The 24,837-nt window shown below is 70.9% G+C and carries 23 protein-coding genes and 2 pseudogenes; 13 read left to right on the plus strand and 12 right to left on the minus strand.

Annotated features, from left to right (window positions below; all coding sequences use genetic code 11):
* The first annotated feature begins 202 nt into the window (after positions 1 to 202).
* A complete protein-coding gene (locus BM085_RS31630) occupies positions 203 to 310 on the plus strand; it encodes a hypothetical protein (protein ID WP_245789795.1) in 108 nt (35 codons plus the stop codon).
* Positions 311 to 512: 202 nt separating this feature from the next.
* Here the strand turns inward: BM085_RS31630 and BM085_RS47540 are convergent.
* Positions 513 to 899: pseudogene (locus tag BM085_RS47540) on the minus strand (transposase); the annotation flags it as partial.
* A gap of 134 nt (positions 900 to 1,033) precedes the next feature.
* On the opposite strand from BM085_RS47540, the gene BM085_RS31640 reads away from it, so the two are divergent.
* On the plus strand, positions 1,034 to 1,378 hold the full coding sequence (locus tag BM085_RS31640; RefSeq protein ID WP_281249890.1) for an NAD-binding protein: 345 nt from the start codon (positions 1,034 to 1,036) through the stop codon (positions 1,376 to 1,378).
* A 161-nt stretch (positions 1,379 to 1,539) separates the two neighbouring features.
* Here BM085_RS31640 and BM085_RS31645 read toward each other — a convergent pair whose 3' ends face one another.
* Both BM085_RS31645 and BM085_RS31650 read right to left on the minus strand, forming a co-directional pair.
* Positions 1,540 to 3,528: a glycosyl hydrolase family 18 protein gene (locus BM085_RS31645; RefSeq protein WP_093890504.1), complete on the minus strand. Its 1,989-nt coding sequence runs from the start codon at positions 3,526 to 3,528 to the stop codon at positions 1,540 to 1,542.
* Positions 3,529 to 3,667: 139 nt separating this feature from the next.
* Complete coding sequence (locus tag BM085_RS31650; RefSeq protein ID WP_093890505.1) at positions 3,668 to 4,561, minus strand: hypothetical protein; 894 nt, start codon at positions 4,559 to 4,561, stop codon at positions 3,668 to 3,670.
* Positions 4,562 to 4,832: 271 nt separating this feature from the next.
* Between BM085_RS31650 and BM085_RS47545 the strand changes: the two genes are divergently transcribed.
* Complete coding sequence (locus tag BM085_RS47545) at positions 4,833 to 5,078, plus strand: hypothetical protein (RefSeq protein ID WP_425443286.1); 246 nt, start codon at positions 4,833 to 4,835, stop codon at positions 5,076 to 5,078.
* 49 nt (positions 5,079 to 5,127) lie between these two features.
* On the opposite strand, the gene lexA is transcribed toward BM085_RS47545, so the two are convergent.
* The gene (lexA, locus tag BM085_RS31655; RefSeq protein ID WP_031165182.1) at positions 5,128 to 5,838 is read right to left on the minus strand and encodes a transcriptional repressor LexA; all 711 of its coding nucleotides are present in this window, start codon (positions 5,836 to 5,838) and stop codon (positions 5,128 to 5,130) included.
* A gap of 214 nt (positions 5,839 to 6,052) precedes the next feature.
* Between lexA and BM085_RS43615 the strand changes: the two genes are divergently transcribed.
* The 3 genes from BM085_RS43615 (at position 6,053) to BM085_RS31670 (ending at position 10,099) form a co-directional block, all read left to right on the plus strand.
* Positions 6,053 to 6,442, plus strand: coding sequence for a LysM peptidoglycan-binding domain-containing protein (locus tag BM085_RS43615; RefSeq protein WP_143121153.1), 390 nt, complete (start codon positions 6,053 to 6,055; stop codon positions 6,440 to 6,442).
* A 272-nt stretch (positions 6,443 to 6,714) separates the two neighbouring features.
* Positions 6,715 to 7,176 carry a transcriptional regulator NrdR gene (gene nrdR, locus BM085_RS31665; protein WP_031165180.1) on the plus strand — a complete coding sequence of 154 codons (462 nt, stop codon included), beginning with the start codon at positions 6,715 to 6,717 and terminating at the stop codon, positions 7,174 to 7,176.
* A gap of 85 nt (positions 7,177 to 7,261) precedes the next feature.
* Positions 7,262 to 10,099, plus strand: coding sequence for a vitamin B12-dependent ribonucleotide reductase (locus tag BM085_RS31670; protein WP_093890506.1), 2,838 nt, complete (start codon positions 7,262 to 7,264; stop codon positions 10,097 to 10,099).
* A 216-nt stretch (positions 10,100 to 10,315) separates the two neighbouring features.
* Here the strand turns inward: BM085_RS31670 and BM085_RS31675 are convergent, their stop codons facing one another.
* Entirely contained in the window at positions 10,316 to 10,906 is a 591-nt protein-coding gene (locus BM085_RS31675) for a carboxylesterase family protein (RefSeq protein WP_093890507.1), read from the minus strand.
* A complete protein-coding gene (locus tag BM085_RS31680) occupies positions 10,903 to 11,124 on the minus strand; it encodes a hypothetical protein (protein ID WP_093890508.1) in 222 nt (73 codons plus the stop codon). Before BM085_RS31680 ends, BM085_RS31675 begins: the two co-directional genes overlap by 4 nt.
* Before the next feature lie 156 nt (positions 11,125 to 11,280).
* Here BM085_RS31680 and BM085_RS31685 point away from each other — a divergent pair, with 156 nt between their 5' ends.
* Both BM085_RS31685 and BM085_RS43620 read left to right on the plus strand, forming a co-directional pair.
* Entirely contained in the window at positions 11,281 to 11,892 is a 612-nt protein-coding gene (locus tag BM085_RS31685; protein ID WP_093890509.1) for a TetR/AcrR family transcriptional regulator, read from the plus strand.
* A gap of 131 nt (positions 11,893 to 12,023) precedes the next feature.
* Positions 12,024 to 12,170, plus strand: coding sequence for a hypothetical protein (locus BM085_RS43620; RefSeq protein WP_245789818.1), 147 nt, complete (start codon positions 12,024 to 12,026; stop codon positions 12,168 to 12,170).
* Between the two features lie 27 nt (positions 12,171 to 12,197).
* Here the strand turns inward: BM085_RS43620 and BM085_RS31690 are convergent, their stop codons facing one another.
* The gene (locus tag BM085_RS31690; RefSeq protein WP_093890510.1) at positions 12,198 to 13,598 is read right to left on the minus strand and encodes a pyridoxal phosphate-dependent decarboxylase family protein; all 1,401 of its coding nucleotides are present in this window, start codon (positions 13,596 to 13,598) and stop codon (positions 12,198 to 12,200) included.
* Between the two features lie 130 nt (positions 13,599 to 13,728).
* Entirely contained in the window at positions 13,729 to 14,367 is a 639-nt protein-coding gene (locus BM085_RS31695) for a TetR/AcrR family transcriptional regulator (protein WP_245789819.1), read from the minus strand.
* A 228-nt stretch (positions 14,368 to 14,595) separates the two neighbouring features.
* Between BM085_RS31695 and BM085_RS31700 the strand changes: the two genes are divergently transcribed.
* Both BM085_RS31700 and BM085_RS31705 read left to right on the plus strand, forming a co-directional pair.
* Positions 14,596 to 15,156, plus strand: coding sequence for a TetR/AcrR family transcriptional regulator (locus tag BM085_RS31700; RefSeq protein WP_093890512.1), 561 nt, complete (start codon positions 14,596 to 14,598; stop codon positions 15,154 to 15,156).
* A 97-nt stretch (positions 15,157 to 15,253) separates the two neighbouring features.
* Complete coding sequence (locus BM085_RS31705; protein ID WP_093890513.1) at positions 15,254 to 16,996, plus strand: alpha/beta fold hydrolase; 1,743 nt, start codon at positions 15,254 to 15,256, stop codon at positions 16,994 to 16,996.
* Here the strand turns inward: BM085_RS31705 and BM085_RS31710 are convergent.
* The 3 genes from BM085_RS31710 to sigJ all read right to left on the minus strand — a co-directional run bounded on the left by BM085_RS31710 (position 16,938) and on the right by sigJ (position 19,518).
* On the minus strand, positions 16,938 to 17,489 hold the full coding sequence (locus BM085_RS31710; protein WP_093890514.1) for a TetR/AcrR family transcriptional regulator: 552 nt from the start codon (positions 17,487 to 17,489) through the stop codon (positions 16,938 to 16,940). The two genes, BM085_RS31705 and BM085_RS31710, sit on opposite strands and share 59 nt — an antisense overlap.
* Positions 17,490 to 18,190: 701 nt before the next feature.
* Entirely contained in the window at positions 18,191 to 18,655 is a 465-nt protein-coding gene (locus tag BM085_RS31715; protein ID WP_093890515.1) for a carboxymuconolactone decarboxylase family protein, read from the minus strand.
* Entirely contained in the window at positions 18,652 to 19,518 is an 867-nt protein-coding gene (sigJ, locus tag BM085_RS31720) for an RNA polymerase sigma factor SigJ (RefSeq protein WP_342742913.1), read from the minus strand. Before sigJ ends, BM085_RS31715 begins: the two co-directional genes overlap by 4 nt.
* A 90-nt stretch (positions 19,519 to 19,608) precedes the next feature.
* Between sigJ and BM085_RS31725 the strand changes: the two genes are divergently transcribed.
* From BM085_RS31725 to BM085_RS31735, 3 genes are all read left to right on the plus strand, one after another.
* The gene (locus BM085_RS31725) at positions 19,609 to 23,148 is read left to right on the plus strand and encodes a serine/threonine-protein kinase (protein WP_093890517.1); all 3,540 of its coding nucleotides are present in this window, start codon (positions 19,609 to 19,611) and stop codon (positions 23,146 to 23,148) included.
* Positions 23,149 to 23,274: 126 nt separating this feature from the next.
* Positions 23,275 to 23,694 carry a sensor histidine kinase gene (locus BM085_RS31730; protein WP_093890518.1) on the plus strand — a complete coding sequence of 140 codons (420 nt, stop codon included), beginning with the start codon at positions 23,275 to 23,277 and terminating at the stop codon, positions 23,692 to 23,694.
* A 273-nt stretch (positions 23,695 to 23,967) separates the two neighbouring features.
* Complete coding sequence (locus BM085_RS31735; protein ID WP_031165153.1) at positions 23,968 to 24,228, plus strand: hypothetical protein; 261 nt, start codon at positions 23,968 to 23,970, stop codon at positions 24,226 to 24,228.
* Positions 24,229 to 24,478: 250 nt separating this feature from the next.
* On the opposite strand, the pseudogene BM085_RS45420 reads toward BM085_RS31735, so the two are convergent.
* Positions 24,479 to 24,837: pseudogene (locus BM085_RS45420) on the minus strand (hypothetical protein); the annotation flags it as partial.

Here is a 24,837-nt window from a genome sequence, read left to right on the forward strand (position 1 = left end):
CCCAGGTGGCCGCCTCGTTGACCGCGCGCAGGGTCGCCTCCAGCGCCGCCGCCTGCTCAGGCGTCGGCAGGAGTCTCACCTGCACCACCAGCTTCACCTCGCCCACGGTATCTTTTGGTCCATGTCACCGTGATGGGAACCCGACAAGGGCGCCTCGGCCCGCCTGCTGCGCAAGAAGTACTCCGCTCACGTCCGCGAGTATCTGCGGGGCGGCCATTCGTGGTCGCCGTCCTACGTCGCCGCCTCCTGTGGCGGCGCACCCTTGAGCATCATCAAGGGTGCATCGAAAACCTCAAAACGCCCGGACTGACGACCGGACGTTCACACCCCCAGGACCGGGAAGCGATTCCTCCCGGACCTGAAGGACTCTGTTGGCCGATTGGCATTAGGCGGCCAGGCCGAGATCGCAGGCAAGTCGGGTCAGGTGCGAGATACAGGTACGGCCGCGTGGGGTGCCGGTCCACCAGGCGTCCAGGCGGATGAGGTTGATCGCGGTGCAGGTGCGAACACCGCTCCAGCAGCGTATCCAGCACCCGCTGCTCGATCCCGCACGCGATGAGGCGGTCGCGAAACTCACTCAGCACCGAGAAGTCGAACCCCGCATCGGTCAACTCCAGGGCCAAGCCGTACTTCCAGTCGATCCGCCCGTGCACCGCGTCGGCGGCTTGCCGATCGCTCAGCCCTTCGGCGAACTGCAGTACCGACACCAGTGCCAGTATCCCGGGGGACAGCCCAGGTCCGCCCCGCGCGGGGAACGCCTCGGCGAACTGCTCGTCTTCGAAGAGCGGACCGAGTTCATCACGGATCCGTATGGCCAGGCACCCCTTGGGGAAAGCCGCCCGCGCTACCCGAACGGTCGATTCCGGCACCTCACCAGCGGGACGGGGACGCAGAGACATGGCAGAACCTCCTCCACACACTGTCTGAAAGAGGGTTCCTCCACTACGCCACGTCAAACGATGATCACCACCCGAATCAGCCAACAGAGTCCTGAACGCCCGGGGTTCCTCGCTAGATAACGCTGAACAACTATCTGCTCATGTCGGGTGTCGCCGTCGTCGCCGAGGCGGTCGCCGCAGGTCAGGCGGCCGGCCTCGACGAGGCGATGCTGAAGGACTTCCTCCTGCGGTGGCCGACCGTCGCACCCGCCCTGCACAACCGGCTCGACGCCATCCTCCACGGTGACCACCGAGGATGGTTCGCCACACGGCTCGGCGCCAAGGACGTGCGGCTCATCGCCGAGGTCGCGGAGTCGAAGGGGCTCCGGCTGCCGATCGCCCGGCTGGTCGAGCAGCGCTACGAGGAAGCCGCCGGACACGGCTGGAGCGACTCCGACATAACCGCCGTCGTGGAGCTGCTCCGGGAACGGCACGACTGAAGGTTCGGTGTTGCGGGGGATTGAAGGCCCGCCGTTCCGGGTGTGGTGTGGCCGAAGATCCGCTGGCCCGGGGGTGGCAGGGCCCGGAGAGAGGGGCGGTGCCGGTCACCGCCCCGATGGGGACTGGCGGTGACCGGCACCGGTGAACAGGCCCGGTAGGACTAGCCCAGGCCGCTCTTCATCGCGCTGATCAGCTCACCGTTGGAGGTGTCTCCGGTGAGCTCCCAGAAGAAGGCCCCTCCCAGGCCCTGGTTCTTCGAGTAGCTCATCTTGCCCCCGATGGTCGCGGGGGTGTCGTAGCTCCACCACTGGTTGCCGCAGTGGGCGTAGGCCGTGCCCGCGACCGTGCCGGTCGCCGGGCAGCGGGTCTTGAGGACCTTGTAGTCCTCGTTGCCCGCCTCGTAGGTGCCCGGAGCGGCGCCGGTGGCGGTGCCACCCGGAGCCGCCTGGGTCACGCCGGTCCAGCCCCGGCCGTAGAAGCCGATGCCCAGCAGCAGCTTGCTCGCCGGCACCCCCTTGCTCTTGAGTTTCTGGATGGCGGAGTCGGAGTCGAAACCGGTGATGGGGATGCCGCTGTAGGTGTTCAGCGGCGAGTGCGGCGCGGTCGGGCCCTGGGCGGCCCAGGCACCGAAGAAGTCGTAGGTCATGACGTTGTACCAGTCGAGGTACTGGGCGGCGCCGCCGTAGTCGGCCGCGTCGATCTTGCCGCCGGAGGTGGCGTCGGCGGTGATGGCGGCGGTGACCAGGTAGCTGGAGCCGAAGCGGGAGCGCAGTGCCGACATCAGGTTCTTGAAGGAGGAGAAGCCGCTGGTGTCACAGGTGAGGCCGCAGGCGTTCGGGTACTCCCAGTCGATGTCGATGCCGTCGAACACGTCCGCCCAGCGCGGGTCCTCGACCAGGCGGTAGCAGGACTCGGCGAAGGCCGCGGGGTTGGCCGCCGCCTGGCCGAAGCCGCCCGACCAGGTCCAGCCGCCGAAGGAGAACAGCACCTTGATGTTCGGGAACTGCTTCTTCAGCTTGCGGAGCTGGTTGAAGTTGCCGCGGAGCGCGCCGTTGTCCCAGGTGTCGGCGACGCCGTCCACGCTCTCGCCGGCCTGGTAGAAGCGGTCGTAGTCGGCGTAGGTGTCGCCCAGCGTGCACTGGCCGTTCTGCACGTTGCCGAAGGCGTAGTTGATATGGGTGAGCTTGGCGGCCGAGCCGCTGGTGACGATGTTCTTGACGTGGTAGGCCCGCTGGTAGATGCCCCACTGGGTGAAGTAGCCCAGCAGCTTGTTGCCGCCGCCTCCGCCGCCGTCCTGGGTGGTGACGTTGAGTTGGCTGCTGGCGGTGGAGCGGTTTCCGGCGGCGTCGCGGGCGCGGACGGTGTAGGTGTAGGCGGTGGCGGGGGTCAGGCCGGTGTCGGTGTGGGTGGTTCCGGTGACGGTGGTGACGAGGGTGGTGCCTCGGTAGATCTCGTAGCCGGTGACGGTGACGTTGTCGGTGGAGGCGTTCCAGGCGAGGGAGACGCTGGTGGGGGAGGTGGCGGTGGAGCGCAGGTTGCCGGGGACGCTGGGCGGTGTGGTGTCGCCGCCTCCGCCGCCGCCGGTCACCGAGATGGCGGAGACCGTCGCGTAGTTGGCGCCGCCGTTCATGTTGAACTCGACGTTGAGCGCGCCGTCGCTGACCGTCGCGGGGAAGGTCCGGTCACAGGCGGTGAGCGCGCCGCAGGAGGCGAAGATGTCGAAGGCGGTCAGCGCGTTGACGCCTTCGACGCGGACGTCGAACTTGCGCTGACCGGCCGCGTTGGCCCAGTCCTCGACCATCTTCAGCGTCACCTGGTAAGTGCCGTTCGGGACGTCGAAGCGGTAGCCGCCCCAGCCGTTGAAGGTGTTGTAGTTCTGGTAGAGGGAGTCGTCGGTCGTCCCGGCGATCGCACCGCCGGTCGAGCCGCTCCCGTAGCTGGTCTGGTAGCCCCAGTCGCCGCTGGAGTAGGCCTTGTCGGCGACCCACTGGTCACCCGCGGCGTCGGTGAGCGCGGAACCGCCCGCGTTGGCCCGGAGCGGCACGGTCACGGCCGCGGAAGCGCCGGGGGCCGTCGCGACGACCGCTCCCAGGGGGAGGAGCATCACCCCCACCGCGGCTAGGAGTTTCAGGACATGTCGATTCGCCATGGGCCGCCGCCTCTACGCGCTGGAACTGGGGGGTTAATTAACAGGAAACTTTACTGTCAATTTGAGGTGAACGTAATCACGCGCACACGCGCCGTCAATGGTGCGAAATTTCGGGGGGCCCAATCGCGGGAAGAGAGGTTTACGGCCAACGCCAGGCGATGCCCAGCACCCCGGAGACCACGTCGGCGGCGGCCAGGTGGACGGTGTGGTGGGCGTTGGGCACCAGGACGCCGGTCCGGCACGGCTTCGCGTCCGGTCCGGACCTGACGTAGGAATGGCATTCGGCAGGGAGGGCCGCGGGGTCGAACCGCACCTGGACGAGGAAATGCCCGACCGGCTGCCGGAAGCCGTGGCCGTGGCCGACACACGGCCGTGTCGGCCTGTCGAAGCTCTCCCACTCGAAGACCCAGGTGTCGCCGGCCCGGAGCGCGTGGTCGAAGAGCAGCTCGGCGACCATCACCCCCCGCGCGTGGTGCCGCAGGATGGTGCCGACCCTGCAGTTCTCCAGGGCGTGGATCCCGCAGCCGTCGAGATCGGTGCCGGGGTCGGCGAACGACCTGATCACATACCGGTCCATGCCGTCGCGCCGGGCCCTGACCAGCGTGCGGGTCCACACCGACTCGCACCGCCGTGCCGCGTCGATCAGCACTTTCTGCTGCTGGGTGATGATGACGGCGTCCTGGTCGCGGGAGCCTGGCAGCGCGTCCAGCAGCTCGCCGAGGGCTCCGGAGCGCTCATCCAGCCCCGGCCGGTGGTCGAGAAGACGGGTGAGGGAGCCGCCGGGAAGCCGGAGGATCTCCTCCAGGGCCGCGACGACCAGCGGGGACTGCTCGCCGCCGGGGCGCCGGTGCCCCCGCTGCCAGTCGCTCAGGGTGGACAGCGCGACCGTCAGCCCGCGCTGGGCCAGGCGGGACCGGACGCGGTCGAGCGACAGGCCGCTCTCCCGGATGCAGACACGCAGGGCCTGGTGGAACGGGCCGGAGTGGAGCAGGGTGGCCCGGTCGGCTGCCGGCTCGGGGGGACGGCGAGGCATGGGGACGCTCCTCGGTGTCGAGGCGGGCGCCCGGGGGTCTCCCACGCTTCCATCCCTGAGAGGACGACACGGGCCGCCGCGCTCTGTGGGGAGCGAGCGTAGAACGTCTCGTGATCCAAGAACAGATCGCCGACCATAGCAACTACCGAAATTTCGTCACTTGTAGCTTATTTCGAGCCGAAAACAGAATCAGCGCATCTCCGGTACCTCCGATGAGGGAGAAAAGCGCCATTCTGTTCACGGTGGTAACCGCTCGTCGACGGCCGGCGCGGTGGTCTCCTGCGGCGGGGTGAACTACCGATGCCTGTGGGCGCACACGACTCGGGCCGGTCGGGAGCCGCCCGTCGTTCCCGCGATCCGGCAGTGGATCCGATCATGGGCGGGCGGGAGTCGTGCCCCGTCCGGCCAGTTGAGGACGGGGACGGTGAAAGAGCGGGACCGGTGGAGAGGGAAGCCTCGCCGTACGGCCTCCGGAGGCGGTCCCGTGGTGGCGGGCGGTCGCCGCCGAGACGCCTGACGAGGAGCGGGGCCCCGATCGTGGGGCCCCGCTCCTCCGGCGCGCCGTCTCAGAGCTTGCGCAGAACCGCCACGACCTTGCCCAGGACGGTGGCCTCGTCGCCGGGGATCGGGTCGTAGTTCGGGTTGTGCGGGACGAGCCAGACGTGGCCGTCCTTGCGCTTGAAGGTCTTGACCGTGGCCTCGCCGTCGATCATCGCGGCGACCACGTCGCCGTTGTCCGCCACGGGCTGCTGCCGGACGACCACCCAGTCGCCGTTGGCGATGGCGGCCTCGATCATCGAGTCGCCGGTCACCTGGAGCAGGAAGAGCGTCCCCTCGCCGACAAGCTGCTTGGGGAGGGCGAAGACGTCCTCGATGCTCTCCTCGGCGAGGATGGGGCCGCCGGCGGCGATCCGGCCGACCAGCGGCACGTAGGCCGCGGTCGGGCGGCTGATCGGGGTCTCGTCGTCACGGGACTCGGGATCCACCCACAGCACCGGCTCGCCGGGGAGGCGCACCTCGAGCGCGCGGGGACGGTGCGGATCGCGGCGCAGGTAGCCCTTGCGCTGCAACGCCGTCAGCTGGTGCGACACGCTGGAGGTGCTGGTGAGCTGCACCGCCTCGCCGATCTCTCGCATGGAGGGCGGATAGCCGCGCTGCTGCACCGAGTCGCGGATCACCTCAAGGATCTTCCGCTGCCTGGGGGTGAGGCCAAGAGAGTCACGCCTGCGCACCGCCAGGTCGCTGACGGCCGAAACGTTCTCGCCATGTTCGCTCATACGATCTCCTCGCCTCCCGGTCTGTATCTCTCGCGTCGCACACAGCGACCGTACCGCCGTTGAAGATCGTATTCAAACAATTGTTCGAGTCATTCTCGAAATCAGCGGTGACGTGGTGTACAACATCGTACGGGAGTTCGATCGACATCGTGTTCGATTCGCCGATCTTTCTTCGACATGTGTTCGGCCAGGTCGAGGGGGCTGGGGGGCCATCGTGAAGACGACCGTGACGACGGGGAGGGGCGGGCGCCCGCCCGCCCGGCGCCCCGGGGCCGTGGGAGACGTCCGATATCCTGGTCCGCCGCTCCGGCTCACCAGGCGGGGCCGGATCGTGGTGGTGGCGGCGCTCACGCTGGTCGCCCTGGGGGCACTCTGGGTCGGCGCGCGCATCGACGCCGCCTCGGCGCTCGAGCACGGGGGCCGTGAGGGCCTGTCATGGGTCGTGGTGCGCGGGGGTGACACGCTGTGGGAGATCGCGGACGCCGTGACGGGGGGCGGGGATCCCGCTCCGACGATCCGCCGGATCATGGATCTCAACGGCCTGTCCGACTCCGTGATCCGGCCCGGGACCCGGCTCTACCTGCCGGGCGGTTCCGCCCCCTGAAGGGTCGCCGCGGGGGCGACACGCCCGGCTCATTCGAATGTGACGCGCTGATCAGCGACTTCGTCTGACGGGGCCCTTTCAACTTGCGTTCATGGTCCGACCCTCCTACCGTTGGACCACAACATCTAGTGGCTTCATCGGTGGTCTTCACCATAGATTGTGTTTCCATTACCGCATCTCGACTATTCGAGGGGCGTGCGCAAGCGTCTGGCGCGGACGCCGTGGAATGCACGAGAAAGTGGGCCACTTGCCGGCTCAAGGGGGCGACACGCGTGCACTGTCCGTTCTGTCGTCATCCTGATACGCGGGTCATCGACAGCCGGTCCACCGAGGACGGCGGGGCCATCCGCCGCAGGCGCACGTGTCCGGAGTGCGGGCGCAGGTTCACCACACAGGAGACGGTTCTTCTCATGGTGAGCAAGCGCAGCGGGGTGACCGAGCCGTTCTTCAGGGACAAGGTGATCGCCGGTGTCCGGCGGGCGTGCCAGGGGCGCCCGGTCAGCGAGGACTCGCTGGCCCAGCTGGGGCAGCGGGTGGAGGAGAGCATCCGGGCCACGGGAGCGGCGGAGATCGCGGCCCATGAGGTCGGGCTGGCGATCCTGGGGCCGCTCCGCGAGCTGGACGAGGTGGCCTACCTGCGGTTCGCCTCGGTCTACCGGAGCTTCGAGACCCTGGCCGATTTCGAAACAGAGATCAAGCAGCTGCGGGCGGAACGCTCCGTCGAGCAGGACTGATTCATACCCCGGGCGCCGGGGGACAGAGCGGCGCGTTGATGTGGTCCGACTCGAGGGCTCCATGGAGCCCCGGAAGGGGGAAGTCATGACGGAGACGATCGGTGGCGCGGCCGCGCGTGGGGGCAAGCGGTTGCGCAAGGGTTTGAAGATGAAGCGCGTCTTCACCACGCCGGGAGTGCATCCCTATGACGAGGTGCGCTGGGAGCGCCGTGACGTCGTGATGACCAACTGGCGGGACGGCTCGATCAACTTCGAGCAGCGGGACGTCGAGTTCCCCGTTTCCTGGTCGGTCAACGCGGCCAACATCGTGACCACCAAATACTTCCGCGGCGCGGTCGGCACCCCGCAGCGCGAGTGGAGCCTGAAGCAGCTCATCGACCGGGTGGTGGGCGTCTACACCAGCACCGCGGTCGAGCACGGCTACTTCGCCGGCGAGGAGGACGCCGAGATCTTCGACCACGAGCTCAAGCACGCTCTGGTCAACCAGGTCTTCAGCTTCAACTCGCCCGTCTGGTTCAACGTGGGCACCGCCTCGCCGCAGCAGGTCAGCGCCTGTTTCATCCTGGCCGTCGACGACCAGATGGAGTCCATCCTCGACTGGTACAAGGAAGAGGGCGTGATCTTCAAGGGCGGTTCGGGCTCCGGCGTGAACCTCTCCCGGATCCGCTCGTCGAAGGAGCTGCTCTCCAGCGGCGGCACGGCCAGCGGCCCGGTCTCCTTCATGCGCGGCGCGGACGCCTCCGCGGGCACCATCAAGTCCGGCGGCGCGACCCGCCGCGCGGCCAAGATGGTCGTCCTGGACGTGGACCACCCCGACATCGAGGAGTTCATCGAGACCAAGGCGCGCGAGGAGGACAAGGTCCGCGCGCTGCGCGACGCCGGGTTCGACATGGACCTCGGCGGCAGGGACATCGTCTCCGTCCAGTACCAGAACGCCAACAACTCCGTGCGCGTCTCCGACGAGTTCATGCGCGCGGTGGAGAAGGGCGAGGAGTTCGGCCTGCGGGCCCGGCTCACCGGCGAGGTCATCGAGAAGGTCGACGCCGGGCGGCTGTTCCGCAAGATGGCGACGGCCGCGTGGGAGTGCGCCGACCCCGGTGTCCAGTACGACGACACGATCAACGACTGGCACACCAGCCCGGAGACGGGCCGCATCACCGCCAGCAACCCGTGCTCGGAGTACCTGCACCTGGACAACTCCTCGTGCAACCTGGCCAGCATCAACCTGATGAAGTTCCTGAAGGACGACAACTCCTTCGACATCGAGAGCTTCGTGAAGATCACCGAGCTGATCATCACCGCGATGGACGTCTCCATCACCTTCGCCGACTTCCCGACGGAGAAGATCGACCAGACCACCCGTGCCTACCGCCAGCTCGGCATCGGCTACGCCAACCTCGGCGCGCTGCTCATGGCCACCGGCCACGCCTACGACTCCGAGGGCGGCCGGGCCATCGCCGGTGCCGTCACCTCGCTGATGACCGGCGCCTCCTACCGCCGCAGCGCCGAACTGGCCGCGGTCGTCGGACCGTACGACGGCTACGCGCGCAACGCCGACGCGCACAAGCGCGTCATGCGCAAGCACGCCGCCGCGAACGACGACCTGCGCACGCTGGAGGCCATGGACAAGGCCATCCACGCCGAGGCCTCCCGCCAGTGGACCGAGTGCCTCAAGCTGGGGGAGAGGAACGGCTACCGCAACGCCCAGGCCTCGCTGCTCGCCCCGACCGGCACCATCGGCCTGATGATGGACTGCGACACCACCGGCATCGAGCCCGACCTGGCCCTGGTCAAGTTCAAGAAGCTCGTCGGCGGCGGCTCCATGCAGATCGTCAACCAGACGATCCCGCGTGCGCTGCGGCAGCTGGGCTACCCCGAGGAGCAGGTCGAGGCGATCGTCGAATACATCGCGGCCAACAGCCACGTCGTCGACGCCCCCGGTCTCAAGCCCGAGCACTACGAGGTGTTCGACTGCGCGATGGGCGAGCGGGCGATCGCTCCGATGGGGCACGTGCGCATGATGGCCGCCGCCCAGCCGTTCCTGTCCGGCGCCATCTCCAAGACGGTCAACCTGCCCGAGGCGGCGACGGTCGAGGACATCGAGCAGGTCTACATGGAAGGCTGGAAGCTCGGCCTGAAGGCCCTGGCCGTCTACCGCGACAACTGCAAGGTCGGCCAGCCGCTCTCGGTCGCGGGCAAGAAGAGCGACAAGAAGGCCGAGGAGAAGGCCGCCGAGCCGGAGATCCAGGTCGTGGAGATCAGCCGCCCGACCCGCCGCCGGATGCCGAACCAGCGCCCCAGCACCACCACCCGCTTCACCGTGGGGGGTGCCAAGGGCTACATGACCGCCTCGTCCTACCCCGACGACGGTCTCGGCGAGGTCTTCCTGAAGATGTCCAAGCAGGGCTCCACTCTCGCCGGCGTGATGGACGCCTTCTCGGTGGCCATCTCCATCGGCCTGCAGTACGGCGTGCCGCTGGAGACCTACGTCAGCAAGTTCGTCAACATGCGCTTCGACCCGGCCGGCATGACCGACGACCCGGACATCCGCATGGCCGCCTCGGTGATGGACTACATCTTCCGCCGCCTGGCCCTGGACCACCTGCCCTACGACGACCGGGCCGCCCTCGGCATCTTCTCCGCCTCCGAGCGCGCCGCCCAGCAGCGCGGGGAGGACCCGGCCCCGATCCACACCGACGAGGTCATCGCCGAGCTGGCCACCTCGGCGCCGATCGAGCAGCCCCAGCCCCAGCCCCGCCCGGAGGTCGTGGCCGTGGCCGCGCCGGAGCGGGGCGGCTCCCTGGAGTCCCACCAGGGCCGCACGGCCGACGCGCCGCTCTGCATGACCTGCGGCACCAAGATGCGGCCCGCCGGTAGCTGCTACGTCTGCGAGGGCTGCGGCTCCACCAGCGGCTGCAGCTGAAGGCAGCCGCCTCCAGGCGGGAAATAGCAGGTCAGGGCGGGGAAACGACCAGGTGTCGTTTCCCCGCTCCGGCGTTCGGCTCAGTGGTCGGCCGGATCGGCCTCGACGTCCTGCGATCGCGTCAGGCCCACCCTGAGGCGTCCTGCGACGACCGGCTGCCCGAGGCGAGCACCTGTCCGCCGGAGGACGACGGCGAGCAGGAGAGGGGGCCGGCCGTCAGAACCAGAGACCGCAGTGGTGGGCGGTCTTCATGTTGATCGGTCGTACCGCTCCCGGAGCGAACTCGATCGCGCGGTCGGCGGCACCGAGACGGGGCCACGTCGTGGTGCCCGCCCCGTTGGGGTCGCCGGTCGTGGCCGGCCGGGCCGGGTCGTAGATCGAGCCGGCGCCGGTGATGAACCCGCCGCCGGGCACCCAGACCATGACCGGCCGTCCCTCGCCGGGCCGGGCGGGCGTGGTCACCTCCAGGGTGAGGCAGTCTTCGCTCTGCGGGGCGCCTTTCGGCATGTCGGGCGCCTCGGGTTGCAGGCACGCCGGTCCTGCCTTCGTCGCGTCGCGGGTGCCTGTCCAGGAGCTCGCCGGCTGGGGTGGCTGCCAGCGCCGCTCCCCGACGGGCGGGGCGGCGTACGGGATGCCGCGGAAGCGGTGGACCTCGCCCCGATCCGCGCCCTGGACCTTGCCCGAGACCATCGGGACGACCGGGCCGGAGAGCTCACCGGCATGGGCGGGGAGAGCGCCCGCCATGAGCATCGATACGCTCGCCGGCGCGGTGAGGATCCCGGCCGCAGCTCGGGTGCGGCCGGTCATCGCCCGCGTCCGCCCTGCTTGGCCTTCTTGCTGCCCCGACCGGCCAGGAGTGCTCCGGCGACGGCGGCCACCGCATAACAGGCCAGCCATACCGCGAACCCGCCGGGCAGCCAGCCGAGCAGTCCGGCGTTTCCGTGGTCGGCCAGCAGCCGGATGGCGCCCTGTACTCCCAGGACCAGCAGCAGCATGCCGATGATCAGCATGGTGACGTGCTTCATGTGTGCTTTGTCTCCCATCGCTCTTGAAGGGCCGCGCCGCTTTGAAGGGCCGTGACGGCAGGCGTGGGCACGCCCTCCGTATTTTTATGGTGCGATCGAACCATAACACCGCCTTGGTACGATCGCACCACAAACGAGTCGTGGGGAGCGGACGGCATGCCAAGACAGGTGGACCACGACCAGCGCCGCCGCCAGATCGCCGAAGCCGTCTGGCGCCTGGCCACCTGCGGCGGCCTGGAGGACGTCACCTTGAGGCAGGTCGCCGCCGAGGCCGGGGTCTCGGCCCGGCTGCTGCAGTACTACTTCGGCACCCGCGACCAACTGCTGCTCGGCGCGCTGGAGATCCTCAACGACGACGCCGAGCGACGGGCCCGCGAACGCCTCGCGATGCTCGGCGAAGCGCCCGGCATGCACGCGGTCGTGCGGGGAGTGCTGCTGGAGCTGCTCCCGCTGGATGCGGAACGGCGCAACCGGCACCTGGTGTACGCCGCCTACTTCGTCCGCTTCCTGGCCGATCCCGCCCTGGCCGAGGTCGCCCGCGCCGCGCCGCACGCGCTGGAGAACCTGGTCGCAGGCCTGATCGCGCAAGGTCAGGAGCTCGGCCAGGTGTCACGGGACATCGACGCCGCGGCGGAGGCCGCGTTCCTGGTGGCGGGCGCCGACGGGATCCAGGCGACCGTCCTGCTCGGACAGCGGACTCCCGAAGAGGCCGTGGTTTTGGTCGATCATCAGCTCGCCCGCGTCTTCACCGCGGCGATCGGCGGCTGACGCGTCCCCTCGGCCCAAACGCTGTCAGCCGCTGCGACCGCCGGGCCCCGGCGCGAACGGCGCGTCCCCCCGCCGGCGCATCTTGACCGTGGAGATCTGGCCCGTCGTCTCGCCGGCGGTGACAGCCCGCTGTGGCGGGAGATCCGGGCAGCCGGCGGCGGCTGACCGGAGCGCTCTCGGTCGGCTTCGACAGCCCGGTGACCTTCCGTCATCACTTCACCAGGGCGATGCGCACCTCGCCCTCGGCCTACCGCAGGGCCTTCCGCGTGCCGACGTGACCAGGGACGGAACCCGGTCGCTCTCGCTCATGGCCGGCCGGGCGGATCCTGGAGCGCGGACCTCTCCAGCGTCTTCGCGACGCGCTCGACGTCGGCTTCGGTGGTGCGCCAGTTGCTGAAGGCGGCGCGCAGCGCGGGCACGCCGTCGTAGACGGTCCGGGTGAGGAACGCCTCGCCGGATTCGGTGATCGCCGAGGTCAGCTCCCCGACACGCTCGGGTGAGGAGGCGAGGGTGAAGCAGACCACGTTGAGCCGGACGGGGGCGAGCAGGCGGTACGCGGGCATGGCGGCGATCCGTTCCCCGAGCCGGGCGGCGAGGGCGATGTCGCGCCGCACGATCTCCGCGTGACCGTCGCGCCCGTACGCGGCGAGGGTGAACCACGCCGGCAGCGCCCGCAGACGCCGTGAGTTCTCCGGCGTCAGGTGCACGAAATCGGGATCGTCGCCCAGCGGCCCGAGATAGGCGGCGGAATTCTGGAAGACGCGTGCCTGAAGGTCCCGGCGGCGGGTGAACTGGACCGCGCTGTCGTAGGGGACGTTGAGCCACTTGTGCAGGTCAACGCAGACCGAGTCGGCTTCGTCGAGCCCGTCGGTGAGGTGCGCGTGCTCCGGGGAGAGCGCGGCGAAAGCCCCGAATGCCGCGTCCACGTGCAGCCAGAAGGGGTAACGCTCGCGCAGGGCGGCCAGCGCGCGGAGATCGTCGAAGTCGACCGTGTCGACCGTGCCCGCGTTGGCCACGACGATCGCCGGTGTCCCGTCCAGGGATTCCAGCGCCTGCGCGAGGCTGCCGACGTCGACGGCCTCCCTGCCCGGCAGGCGGTCGACCCCGCGGATCGACGAACGTCCCAGCCCCAGCATCGACAGCGCCTTGCCGATGCTGGAGTGGGGGCTTCCGGAGAGCACGTGGACCGGACCGAGCGCGGCCGCCCCCCGCTCGGCGACCGAGACGCCGAGCTGCTCACCCAGCCATTCCCTGGCGATCGCCAGGCCCGTGAAGTTGGACATCGTCGCGCCGCTGACGAAGGCGCCCTCGTGCTCGGGGGACAGGCCGAACAGCTCACGCAGCCAGGCGACCGTCTCCCGTTCGAGGTCGGGGGCGTTGGAGTCCAGGCCGGAGGTGGGGTTCTGGTCCAGCGTGCCGGTCAGCCAGTCGCCCGCCAGGGAGGCGGGGGTCGCGCCGCCCGTGACGAATCCCAGGTACCGGGGGCCGGCGGCGCCGGAGAAGCCGGGCTCCCAGCGCCGGGTGAACGTCTCCAATGCCCCCGCCAGCCCCGAGCCGTCCACCGGCAAGGGCGCGGGCCGGTGGTCCGCGGGCGCCTGCGCGACCGGCCGGTGGTCGAGCCCGGTGAGAAGCCGTACGGCCTGGGCCCGCGTCTCGTCGAGCAGCTCGGGCAGGCGGGCGAGATCGTCGTCGAGTCGGGGATGCATGGGGCCACGATAGGGAGCATGTAGGGCATATGTCCCAGTCCAATCTCAATGAACTGGACTTAACCCGGCAAAGACCTCCGGTCGCCGCCCGATGCCGTCATCCGGCCGGCCACTCCTCCCGGACGCGGTCCTAGACCTTCCAGCGCCGGGTGACCTCCTCGGCGGTGGGGGGCGGGCCCGGCGGGGGAGGGGCCGAGGTCAGACGCAGGGCGTCGAGCATCAGCGTCAGATACCGGTGCCTGATCTGGGCGGTGCGCGCCTCGTCGCCGAGGTGGAGGGCGGCGAGCTGATCGAGGATCAACGACGTGTCGGCGACGTTCACACCGGGACGGAGGGCGCCGGCCCGGGCGGCGCGGTCGAAGACCCGCTCGGCCAGCTCGGCCGCTCGGGTGGAGGTGCGGCGGAGGTCCTCGTCGGGGGTGAAGGTGCCGGCCAGATTGATCGTCAGGGACTGGACGTCGGCGTCCACGACGCGGCGCATGAAGCCGGCGAAGGCGTTCCACGGGTCGCCCTCGTCGGCCAGGGCGGTCTCGGCCTCGGCGATGTAGGTTTTCAGACCGTCCGCGCACAGCTTGCGGAGCAGGTCCTCCTTGCCGGCGTAGCGGCGGTAGAGCGCGCTGATCCCCACCCCCGCCCGCTCGGCCACCGCGGCGATCGGGGCGCCGGGGTCGGCGACGAAGACCGCGCGCGCGGCGTCGAGGATCACTTGGTCGTTACGGGCGGCCTGGGCTTTGCGGCCGTTCATGGGCGCTGTGCCTGTTGTCTCCATACCGTCAATATAGCCAATGGAACATAATGTTCCGTTCTATCAGCGGACGGGTTCCGGGAAACTTCGGCGCGCCCAATCTGCCACGCCGGCGGGGTGATCGGGAAGTTCGAGGTCCGGCGGCCGACGATGTCCGGCCCGGTGGCAGCCGACGCCCTTGGCTCGGGCCCCCCGGGGCCTGTGCGCGGAGATGGGTTGCAAATAATAGGCAGACCGGTCTATTTTTTAGGCATGGGACAGAAGGGCGAGGAGACGCGGAGCAGGTTGCTGGACGCGACCCAGGAGCTGATCGAGGGGGGCGGCTACTTCGGAGCCGGGCTGAATCAGGTGATCGCGGCCAGCGGGGCTCCGCGTGGCTCGCTCTACTTCCACTTCCCCGGCGGCAAGGACCAGATGGTCGCCGAGTCCGTACGGCGGGGCGGTCGTGAGATCGGCCGGGCCGTGGGGGAGCTGGCGGAGGCCGTTCCCGACACCGCGAGCCTGGTCGTCGCCGTGCTGACGCTGCTCGGCGACCGGCTGGAGGCGTCCGGGTGGCGCAAGGGCTGCCCGGTGGCCACGGTCGCGCTGGAGATGGCGGCCACCAGCGACCCGCTGCAGGAGGTCTGCTCGGAGGTCTACGACTCCTGGGAGGGCATGCTCCGCGACCGGCTGGCCGCCGACGGGCATCCCGAGGCGGGTGACGTGGCCGTCACCGTTCTCGCCCTGATCGAGGGGGCGCTGCTGCTGGCCAGGGCTCACCGCAGCCGGGAGCCGCTCGATCGGGTGGCCCGCCGGATCGTGACGCTGCTGTAGGGGCCCGCGCAAGGCGGCGCCCCGCTGCGGAGGAGCCTTCTCCGGGGTCCTCCTGTGCCCTTTTAATATGTAGACCGATCTATTACGAGGTGATCGCGTGACCCCCGACTCCATCGTCTTCGGCGCGGCGGGATTCGTCGGCCGCTCCCTGGTCGCGGAGCTGCTGCGGCAGAACCGCCGGGTGGCCGCAGCCGTGCGCGGACCGGCGGAACGGCTCACGTCCTGGCTCGCCGGGCAGCGGGCGGACACCACGGGGCTGACCGTCGTCGGCGCCGACATCACCGCGCCCGGACTCGGCCTCGGAGGCGTCGAGGACATGGAGGTCCAGGGCCTGGAAGGAGTCCGTGACGTCTACAACGCCGCCGCCCGCTTCGCCTTCGGACTGAGCGTCGAGGAGGCGAGACGGGTCAACGTGACCGGGGCGCTCAACGTGGTGGACTGGGCCGCCACCCGGCCCGGCCTGCGCCGCCTGGTCCACATCAGCGGCTACCGCGTCGGCGGCGCTGCCGTGGACCATCGCGTGGACGGCGCCTACGAGGCGTCCAAGAAGGAGGCCGACGCGGCGGTGCGGATCCGGGCGGGCGAGCTGGGCGTCCCACTGACGATCGTCAACCCCAGCAGTGTGATCGGTCCCGGCCAGTTCATCGGCCTGGCCTCGATGGTCGAGGATCTCTGGCGCGGGCGGCTCCCGGCACTCCCCGGGGGATCGGGCACCTTCCTGCCGGTCGTCGAGAGCGGCTACTTCGCCCGCTTCATGGCAGCCCTCCCCGAACACGAGGAGACCGGGGGAGAGGCCTACTGGGTGCTCGACGACGGCACCCCCGAGCTGCCGGAGCTGGTCTCCCTGATCGCCGGGCACCTGGGCGTCCCCGCGCCCCGGCTGAGGATCCCGGTCCGGCTCCTGCGGCGGCTGCCCCGCGCGCTCACCCGGACCGACCCCGAGACGCTGTCGTTCATATCCGGCGACCGCTACGACACCGCCTCCGCCCTGGCCTTCGCGGAGCGGGCCGGACTGCGCATGCCCCCGGCCGGGGAGGCCCTGCGGAGCTGGGCCGACGGGCTGATCGGCGCCCGGTTCGGCGCCGCGGCCCCACCACGCGGGCCGTACGGCTTCCGGAACGTGGCGGGGAGCCGGACCTGGGTGGCCGGTGAGCGGGAGAACCCCGATTACGTGCTGCTGCACGGGCTGCCGCTGGACGCCGATTCGTGGGAGGGCGTGCGCGACCGGCTGGGCGTCCCCGTCCTCGCCGCCGACCTGCCGGGCATGGGCCGTTCCGCGCCCGCCCCCTCGCTCGACGGCTGGACGGAGGCCCTGCTGGAACCGGTCAGGACGCGGCCGGTGCTGGTCGGCCACTCCTTCGGCTGCGGCCCCGCCCTGCGTTACGCGCGAGCCCATCCCGGCCGGGTGGCCGCCGTGGTCCTCGTCGCCCCGGCCTTCCTCCAGCCGCCCTCGGGACGTTTCCCCCGTTCGAGGGCGGCCGTGCCGGTGCTGCGCCGGATGCCGGGGGAGCGTCTGGGGGAGCGTCTCGGCGTCCCGGCGGACGCGATCGCGGACCTGCGCCGTCCGGGGGCCGCCCGCCGGGTGGTCGAGGCGATGCGCGCGGCCCACGCCGGGCGGCCGGAGCTCCGCCGGGTGTTCGACCGGGTCGTCGAGGAGTCCCGGGTCCCGGTGACGGTCGTCGCCGGGGCGGACGATCCGCCGGCCGTGGGCACGCCCGCCACCCTGATCCAGGGCGCCGGGCACTATCCTCAGCTCACCCACCCCGACGAGCTGGTGGCCGCTATCCGAGCAGCCGGTGGGCGAGCTCTCCCAGAGCCGTCGCGACCCGCGCGGGGCTGAGTCCCCGCTCGATCCGCTGGTAGGTGTAGACCTCGGGAGCCAGCGGGGCGAGCACGACCTCGACCAGCGCGTCCGGGTCGGGCACTCCGGCGGAGACCAGCAGCGAGCGCACGTGCAGCCGCCAGAAACCGTAGGCCCCGGTGGCGAACCGCGAGTGCCCGGTCTCGGCGCCCAGCACCAGGTGGGCGTGGGCCTCCAGCAGTTCCACCGTCGCCGCGTAGAAGGCGGCCAGCCGTTCGGCGGGCGGCGCTCCCGGGCCCAGGGGCGCCTCACCGCCGATCAGCTTCTCCTGCAGCGCCTTCTCGTGCTCGTCGAGCATCGCGGTCGCGATCGCGGCCCGGTCGGGGTAGCGGCGGTACAGCGTGCCGCGCCCCACCCCGGCCGCCTTGGCGATGTCGTCCATGGTGACGTTCGGCGCACCCTTGGCCGCGAACAGCTGCCCGGCCGCCTCCAGGATGCGCGCCCGGTTGCGCGCGGCGTCTGCTCTCTCCATGACTCAAGGGTATATGTGGACACGTTGTCCGCTACGAGGGATGGGGTGTTCCGGCGCCGGTCAGACCGTCTGCTGGTCCGACATGTGTCGTCCCAGCGCGTCGAGCGCCCCGTCCGCCGGGGACGGGGCGACGTTCGATCAGGCCCCGGAAACGGGGAAAGACCCGCCGGGGCGGGTCTTCCGTGGATCGGGATCAGGCGGCGGGGGTGGGGCCGCTGGTGAGCGGGAATCGTAAGATGTTCCGTCCGGTGTAGGCGCGCAGGTCGACTACCTTGGCGTCTGCCGCGGTCCTGCGGCGTGTCGCGGAGCGGATATCCCTGATCTTGAGTCGCGCGACGTATGGTGGCACGACCACAAGTCTCTTCATTGAGCCCCCCGGCGTGATGAATCCGTTACGCGAGATGTCTACAGATCACCGCGTAAAACCGCCGTAAAGATCCGGTCAGCAGGGGAGCCGACGGCCCGACGGAGGTCGCAGGTCCAGGTCGGGCGTGCGGGCGTGACGGCGCCGGCCCCGCGGCCGGACGATCCTGATGCGTCGCATGGCCCGCGCCCTCTCCTCGGATCCGTCGTTCCCAGGCCGGCTGTGCTCCACGCCGTGTGCTCCACGCGGCCGGGAGTCCGGCCGGTGGGGCGCCTTCGGCGGGTTGGCTCGCACGGATGCCCGTGCGAGCCAACCCGGTCCCGCGGTACGCCCCGGATCAACCGGTCTGATTACGCAGGGAACCGGCGACCGCACGTGTGGTGACGGCGATCCGGTTCCACGCGTTGATCGCGGCGATCGCCACCACCAGCGCGGCCAGCGTCTCCGGGGTGTAGTGCCGGGCGGCCTCGTCCCACACGTGGTCCGGCACCGTCTCACCCCGGTCGCTGAGCCGGGTGGCCTCCTCCGTCAGCGCCAGCGCCGCCCGCTCGGCGTCGGTGTAGTACGGCGCCTCCCGCCAGGCGGCCACCGAGAACAGCCGCTCGTCGCTCTCGCCGGCCTTCTTGGCGTCGTGGCTGTGCATGTCCACGCAGAAACCGCAGCCGTTGATCTGGCTGGCCCGCAGCTTCACCAGCTCCAGCGTTGCGTGCGGCAGGCCGCTCCCGGCCAGGTACTTCTCCAGGCCGAGCATGGCCTGGTAGCCCTCGGGGGCGAGCTCTGCGACGTTCATCCGTGCCTTCATCGAACACTCCTCAGTTTCTCTGGATTCACCACGATGTGGATCTCGGTGATCCGGCCGCCGGCCACGGTCAGCCCGAAGACGCCGCTGAGCGCGCCGTCCCTGAACTGCAGCAGCCCCGGCCGGCCGTTGACCGTGGCCGGCGTGAACCGGCCTCCGTCGCCGAACCGTCCGGCCACCCCGGCCAGGAAGCGGGACACCCGGCCGGCGCCGCGAACCGGCCGCCTGGCCGCGGTGACCAGGCCACCGCCGTCGCTGCGGAGCACCACGTCCGGGTCGAGCAGCGCCAGCAGGGCGTCGATGTCGCGGCCCGTGCTGGCCCGCGCGAACGCCTCGACCACCCTGCGATGCTCGTCGGCGTCCACGTCGAACCGGGGCGCCCGGGCCGCGACGTGCTTGCGGGCACGGGCGGCGAGCTGGCGGCAGGCGGCAGGGGAGCGCCCGACCGCCTGGGCCACCTCCTGGAACGACAGCCCGAACACGTCGTGCAGCACGAAAGCGGTGCGTTCGGCGGGGCTGAGCGACTCCAGCACCACCAGCATCGCCATGCTCATCGACTCGGCCAGCGTCACCCTGTCCGCCGGATCGGCCTCGGTCACCACCGGTTCGGGCAGCCACGGCCCGACGTACTCCTCCCGGCGCACGCGCGCCGAGCGCAGCACGTCCAGTGCGAGCCTGGACACCGTCACCACCAGCCAGCCGGTGACGTCCTGGATCTCCGCGCGATCCGCCCGGCCCAGCCGCAACCAGGCGTCCTGGACCACGTCCTCGGCCTCGTCGAGGCTGCCGAGCAGGCCGTAGGCCACGCCCACCAGCCGGGGCCGGATGGCGTCGAACTCGGTCGCGAGATCTTCATCGCCGTTCACACAAGGAGGACGAGACATCTCCTGAGTGTGTGACATCCGGCGAACTATGCTGCCACCGGGGCGTCCGACGAGCCGCCGAACGGAGATGAGATGAGCACCGGGCTGATCGACGGGGATCCCCAGCGGCTGGGCGGCTACTGGCTGGCCGGGCGGCTGGGCGCGGGCGGCCAGGGCGTGGTCTACGAGGCCTACGACGCCGAGGGCAGGCGGGTCGCGGTCAAGGTGCTGCACGGCGACGCGGGCGGCGACCCCGAGCTGCGCGACCGGTTCGGCCGCGAGGCGGCAGCCGCCCGGCGGGTCGCCTCGTTCTGCACGGCGGCCGTGATCGACGCCGACCTCGACGGGCCCAGGCCCCACATCGTCTCCGAATACGTCGAGGGCCCCAGCCTGCGCAGGGCGGTGGCCGACGGACGCCGCTTCACCGGCGGCGACCTGCACCGCCTGGCGACCGCGGTCGCCACCGCGCTCACCGCAATCCATGACGCCGGGGTCATCCACCGCGACCTTAAACCCGACAACGTGCTGCTCGGCCCGGACGGTCCCCGGGTGATCGACTTCGGCGTCGCCCGCACGGAGGAGATGTCGCTGACCGCCACCGGCATGGTGGCGGGCACGCCGACCTACATGGCACCCGAGATCTTCATGGGCCGTCGCGCGGGCACCCCGGCCGACGTGTTCGCCTGGGGCGGGATCATGGTCTTCGCCGCGACCGGGGCCGACCCGTTCCGGGCCGAGAGCCTGGGCGGCGTCATGCACCGCGTGCTCTCCGTCCAGCCCCAGCTCGACATGCTGCCCGAACGGCTCCGCCCGTTCATCGCGGCCTCGCTCGCCAAGGATCCGCAGGCCAGGCCGTCGGCCAAGGACCTGCTGCTCGCCCTGGTCAGCGACGGCGGCCGGCTCGACACCCCGCGGCTGCTCGCGGTGGGCAGCAACGCCGGAGCGCAGATCCGCGCCGCCTCCGCGGACCCCGCGCTCGGCACCCTCGCCGAGGAGGCCTACGCCGCGCTCGGCCAGGCCGAGCGGGAGCTCGCCCCCGAGGTGTTCCTCCGGCTGGTCACCGTGACCGACGACGGCGAGCAGGCCGTACGGCGGGCGCAGTGGGCCGAGTTCCTCGACGGGCGGCGGGAGGACGAGGCGGCCGCCGTACGGCGGGTGATCCAGGTCTTCGCCTACCTGGTCGCCCACGACGAGCAGGAGGTCTGGCTGTCGCGGCCGGCCCTGCCGCAGGCGTGGCCCCGGCTGCGCCTGTGGGTCCAGGCCAACCGGGACGGGCTGGCCGTCCACCGGGGGATCCTCGCCGCCGCGCGGCGCTGGCAGACCCAGGGCCGCCGGGACGGCGACCTGTTCCAGGGCAGCAGCCTGGAGAACGCCATGAGCTGGGCGGCCACCGGCCGCCGCAACATCACGCTGAGCCCGGTCGAGCGCGACTTCCTGGAGGCGGGCGCCGCCCTCACCAAGCGCCGCGCCCGCCGGAGCCGGCTGCTATCCGTGACGCTGGCCGTGCTGCTGGTGGTCGCGCTGGCCGCCGGGGCGCTCGCCGTACAGCAGAGCCGGGTGGCCGAGGCGCGCAGCGCCACCATCGCGCTCCAGCGCGACCAGGCGGGGGCCCGCCAGCTCGCCGCGACGGCCGACTCGCTGCGGGTCGCCGAGCCGGTCAGGGCCATGCTGCTCAGCGTGGCGGCCTGGCGGCTGGCCCCGGTGGCCGAGGCCAGGGCGAGCCTGGCGGGCTCGCTCGCCCAGCGGGAGACGGCCACCTTCCACGACCCGGCCACCGCGATACAGACGCTCCGGGCGCTGAGCCGCGACGGGCGCACGCTCGTCAGCGCGAGCGGGGGCGAGGTGCGGATCTGGGACGTGCGGACCGGCAGGCGCGCCGGAGGGTTCAGGGGGATCGGCGACGACCTGCGAGGGATCGCGCTGAGCCCGAGCGGCAGGCTGCTCGCGGTGATCAGCGGGCTGGAGCTGAAACTCTGGGACGTGGCCAAGGGCAGGCCGACCGGCGCGACCCTCGCCGTCCAGGGACGTGAGGCCGGCGGCGACACCCAGGTGTTCTTCGGCCAGGCCGAGGACCGGGTCCTGGTGACCGAGGGAGAGGGGCTCACGGTCTGGAACCCCGTGACGGGGGAGAAGCAGTTCCCGCCGGTCACGGGCGTCGACCTCGACACCTCCGCCGACGGCCGGGGGCTGGCCGTCGGCGGCCTCGACGGCGTGCCGGTGGCCTTGACCCTGGCCGGCCTGCGCCGGATCCCGCTGGGGAGCCGGTGCGACGCCTGCGGGCTGCGGGTCGCCTACAGCCCGGACGGCAGGACCATCGCGGTCGGCCGCGGGAAGAGCGTCCAGCTGCGTGACGCCCTCACCGGAGCCGACCTGGAGCGCCCGTTCGCCGCCGGCAACGGCGGAGAGCTGCGCTTCAGCCCCGACGGGCGCTTCCTGGCCGCCGCGGACGAGACGAGCATCAAGCTCTGGCGGGTCCAGGACGGCCGGCTGCTGCTCACCCAGAGGATCGACGCGTTCATGCCCGCCGTGGCCTTCGACCCCGACGGGCGCACGCTGCGCTACCTCACCGAGGACGCGGTCACCGCCCTCGACATCACCGCGCTGACCAGACCTGTCGTGCTCAAGGGACCCGGCACCCACTGGGCCGAACTGAGCCCGGACGGGCGCCTGCTCGCCTCCCGGGACAGCCAGGCCGGCGAGGTCCGGCTCTGGGACGTCCGGCGGCGCAAGCCCCTCGCCGCCCTGACCGTGGGCCCCGAAGGCGCCGACGGCTACTTCGAGATGGCCTTCAGCGGCGACGGCGGGCGGCTGGCGGTCAACACCGGCGGGGAGAGCTCCAGGCTGACGATCTGGGACACCGCCACCTTCAGGCGGATCACCACCGTCGAGACGGCGCGCGGGGGACAGGTGCCCGCTCTGGCGATGAACGCCGACGGCACCGTCGTGGCCGCCTACGTCCTGTACTACGACGCCGAGAAGGCACCCCAAGGGGAGGTCCACCTGTGGGACGTGCCCAGTGGCCGCCACCGCTGGTCCGCAGCCCAGGAGTACGTCGAGGCGCTGAGGTTCACCCCCGACGGCAGGGCCGTCGGGGTCGCCGGAGGAGAGCAGCGGCTGCTGGACGTGGCGACCGGGCGACCGTTCGGCGCCACGTACGGCTCGCCGACCGTCAGCATCCCGGTGACCTCGCTGGTCTTCAGCGCGGACGGCGCCCGCACCGCCACCGCCGACCAGGTCGGGCGGATATCGGTGTGGGAGACGGGATCCAGGGGCCGGGTGGGCACGCTCATCCGGGGCGGCGACGGAGCCGGGGCCAGGCTGGCCTACTCGCCGCGCGGCGACGTGGTCGCGGCCGGGGTCGACCCCCAGTCGGTGGCGCTGTGGGACATCGCGACCGGGCGCCGCCTCGGCCAGCCGATCGTGGCGCACACCGGGGACCTCCAGTCGCTGGCGTTCACCGCCGACGGGTCCCGGCTCATCACGGTCGACTCCGCCGGCACCCTGGCCGAGCAGCCGGTCGACCCGGAGCAGGTGGCGCACGCGGTCTGCGAGCGGGCCGGCCGTACGCTGTCGCCGGAGGAGTGGCGGACCTACCTGGTCGATGTTCCGTATCGCGAGGTATGTCCGGGTTAATCCGAAGCTCACCGGGCAGGTAGTCGTCCAAGCGAGTGACGCCCGATCACTCCGGCGGCGGACGCACCGGCAACGGTCCCCCCTTACAGTCTTCGACTGCAGGAGACGACATGGGGGGAAGTTCCGATGTTAAAACTGTCCGATGCGAGTGACTTCACGGGTGAGGACCTCACCCGGGCCCTGAAGGGCTACCTGTCCCACTGGGCCCAGCGGTCCGGCGTCGTCGTCGAGACCTGGGCGCTGCCCGGCGGGGCCGTACCCCGCGAAATCGCCCGGGCGGTGTACGCCACCGTTCTGGAGGCCCTCGCCAACGTCGAACGGCACAGCGGCGCAGCCCATGTCTCCGTCGCGATCACGCTGAGCGCGAGCGGCCTGCGGATGACCGTCAGCGACGACGGCGGCGGATTCCCCGAGAACCGGGTGGACCGGTCCCCGGGAAGAGGCCTGGCCGCCATGCGGGCCTGGTTCGCCGAGGTGGGCGGCACATTGACGGTCAACACCGTCCCGGCGGGCGGCACCACCGTCACGGGGGTCGTTCCCGTGTGAGAACCGCTCGCGGACGGGTGGGCGCGCCGAGGGAGCGGTCCGCGTCACGCGTCCTGGCGGCGCAGGCCATGAGCGGACGGAACGCGCCGGGGAATGGCGTGCCCGTGGCCCGTGAATGGCGAGTCCCAGTGATCCATCACCATCCATGGTGTGACACTTTCCCAGAGCCGGAATCGAGTTTGCGCAGGTAAGGGCATATACAAACCGCCTGATCAGGTCGGAGGCGATCACTCGTGACCGGGCCGAATGAACCGACGTTTTTCGGGGGGAAACATGGCGCAGTGTGAGGTCTGCGGCAACGATTACGACATGAGCTTCGAGGTGCACGCCCAAGGGGCCGTGCACGTCTTCGACAGCTTCGAATGCGCGATCCAGCGGATGGCGCCCATCTGCGAGCGCTGCGGGGTCCGTATCGTCGGGCACGGTGTCCAGGCCGGCCGGAGCTGGTTCTGCTGCGCGCACTGCGCCCGGCAGGAAGGCGCGGACACGATCGTCGACCGGGTCGGGATCCCCTCCCAGCAGGGAGCGCAGTAGGCGACTCCCGCTCGGAGCGTCACTCCTCTTCCCGCAGGGCTACCGTCATCTCTTCCTGGAGAGAGATCGTCATCGGCGCACCGGGGGCCGTCATGCACCGAGGCCCGCCGGGACGGCATGAGCTCCGCCGTCCTGCTGACACCGTCCGTTGTGACCTGGGGCGCGAGCATGCTCCGGTGCTCGGTGATGTCCATGCCGCAGGCCCGGCACGAGCGATCGTGCCGGGCCTGCGGACGGTTGGAAGCTCAGGTCAGCTCAGCGGCCAGCAGGTGGCGTGAGAGGTGATCTGCGCAGGCAGAAGGCCCTCGTTCCTGGCCGTCACGGCCCAGGAGTTGTTGGCCAGGTTGGCTAGGTTGGCGGTGACGAGCAACCCGTCCGGGTTCGCGTATCCACCGTTGATCAGCGCCGTGTTGATGGGACATATGGCACTGGCGGTCCCTACGCCGTCAGCCTCGACCGTGATGGTCTCGTTGACATCCTGAGGGTTCACGACGATGCCCGCGTTCCCTTGCGGGCCTTGCGGGCCTTGCGGCCCGGCCTCGCCTTGCGGTCCGGCCTCGCCCTGCGGGCCCTGTGCGCCGGTGTCGCCTTGCGGGCCTTGCGGTCCGG

The sequence above is a fragment of the Streptosporangium canum genome (genome assembly GCF_900113865.1).
Lineage (GTDB): Bacteria > Actinomycetota > Actinomycetes > Streptosporangiales > Streptosporangiaceae > Streptosporangium > Streptosporangium canum.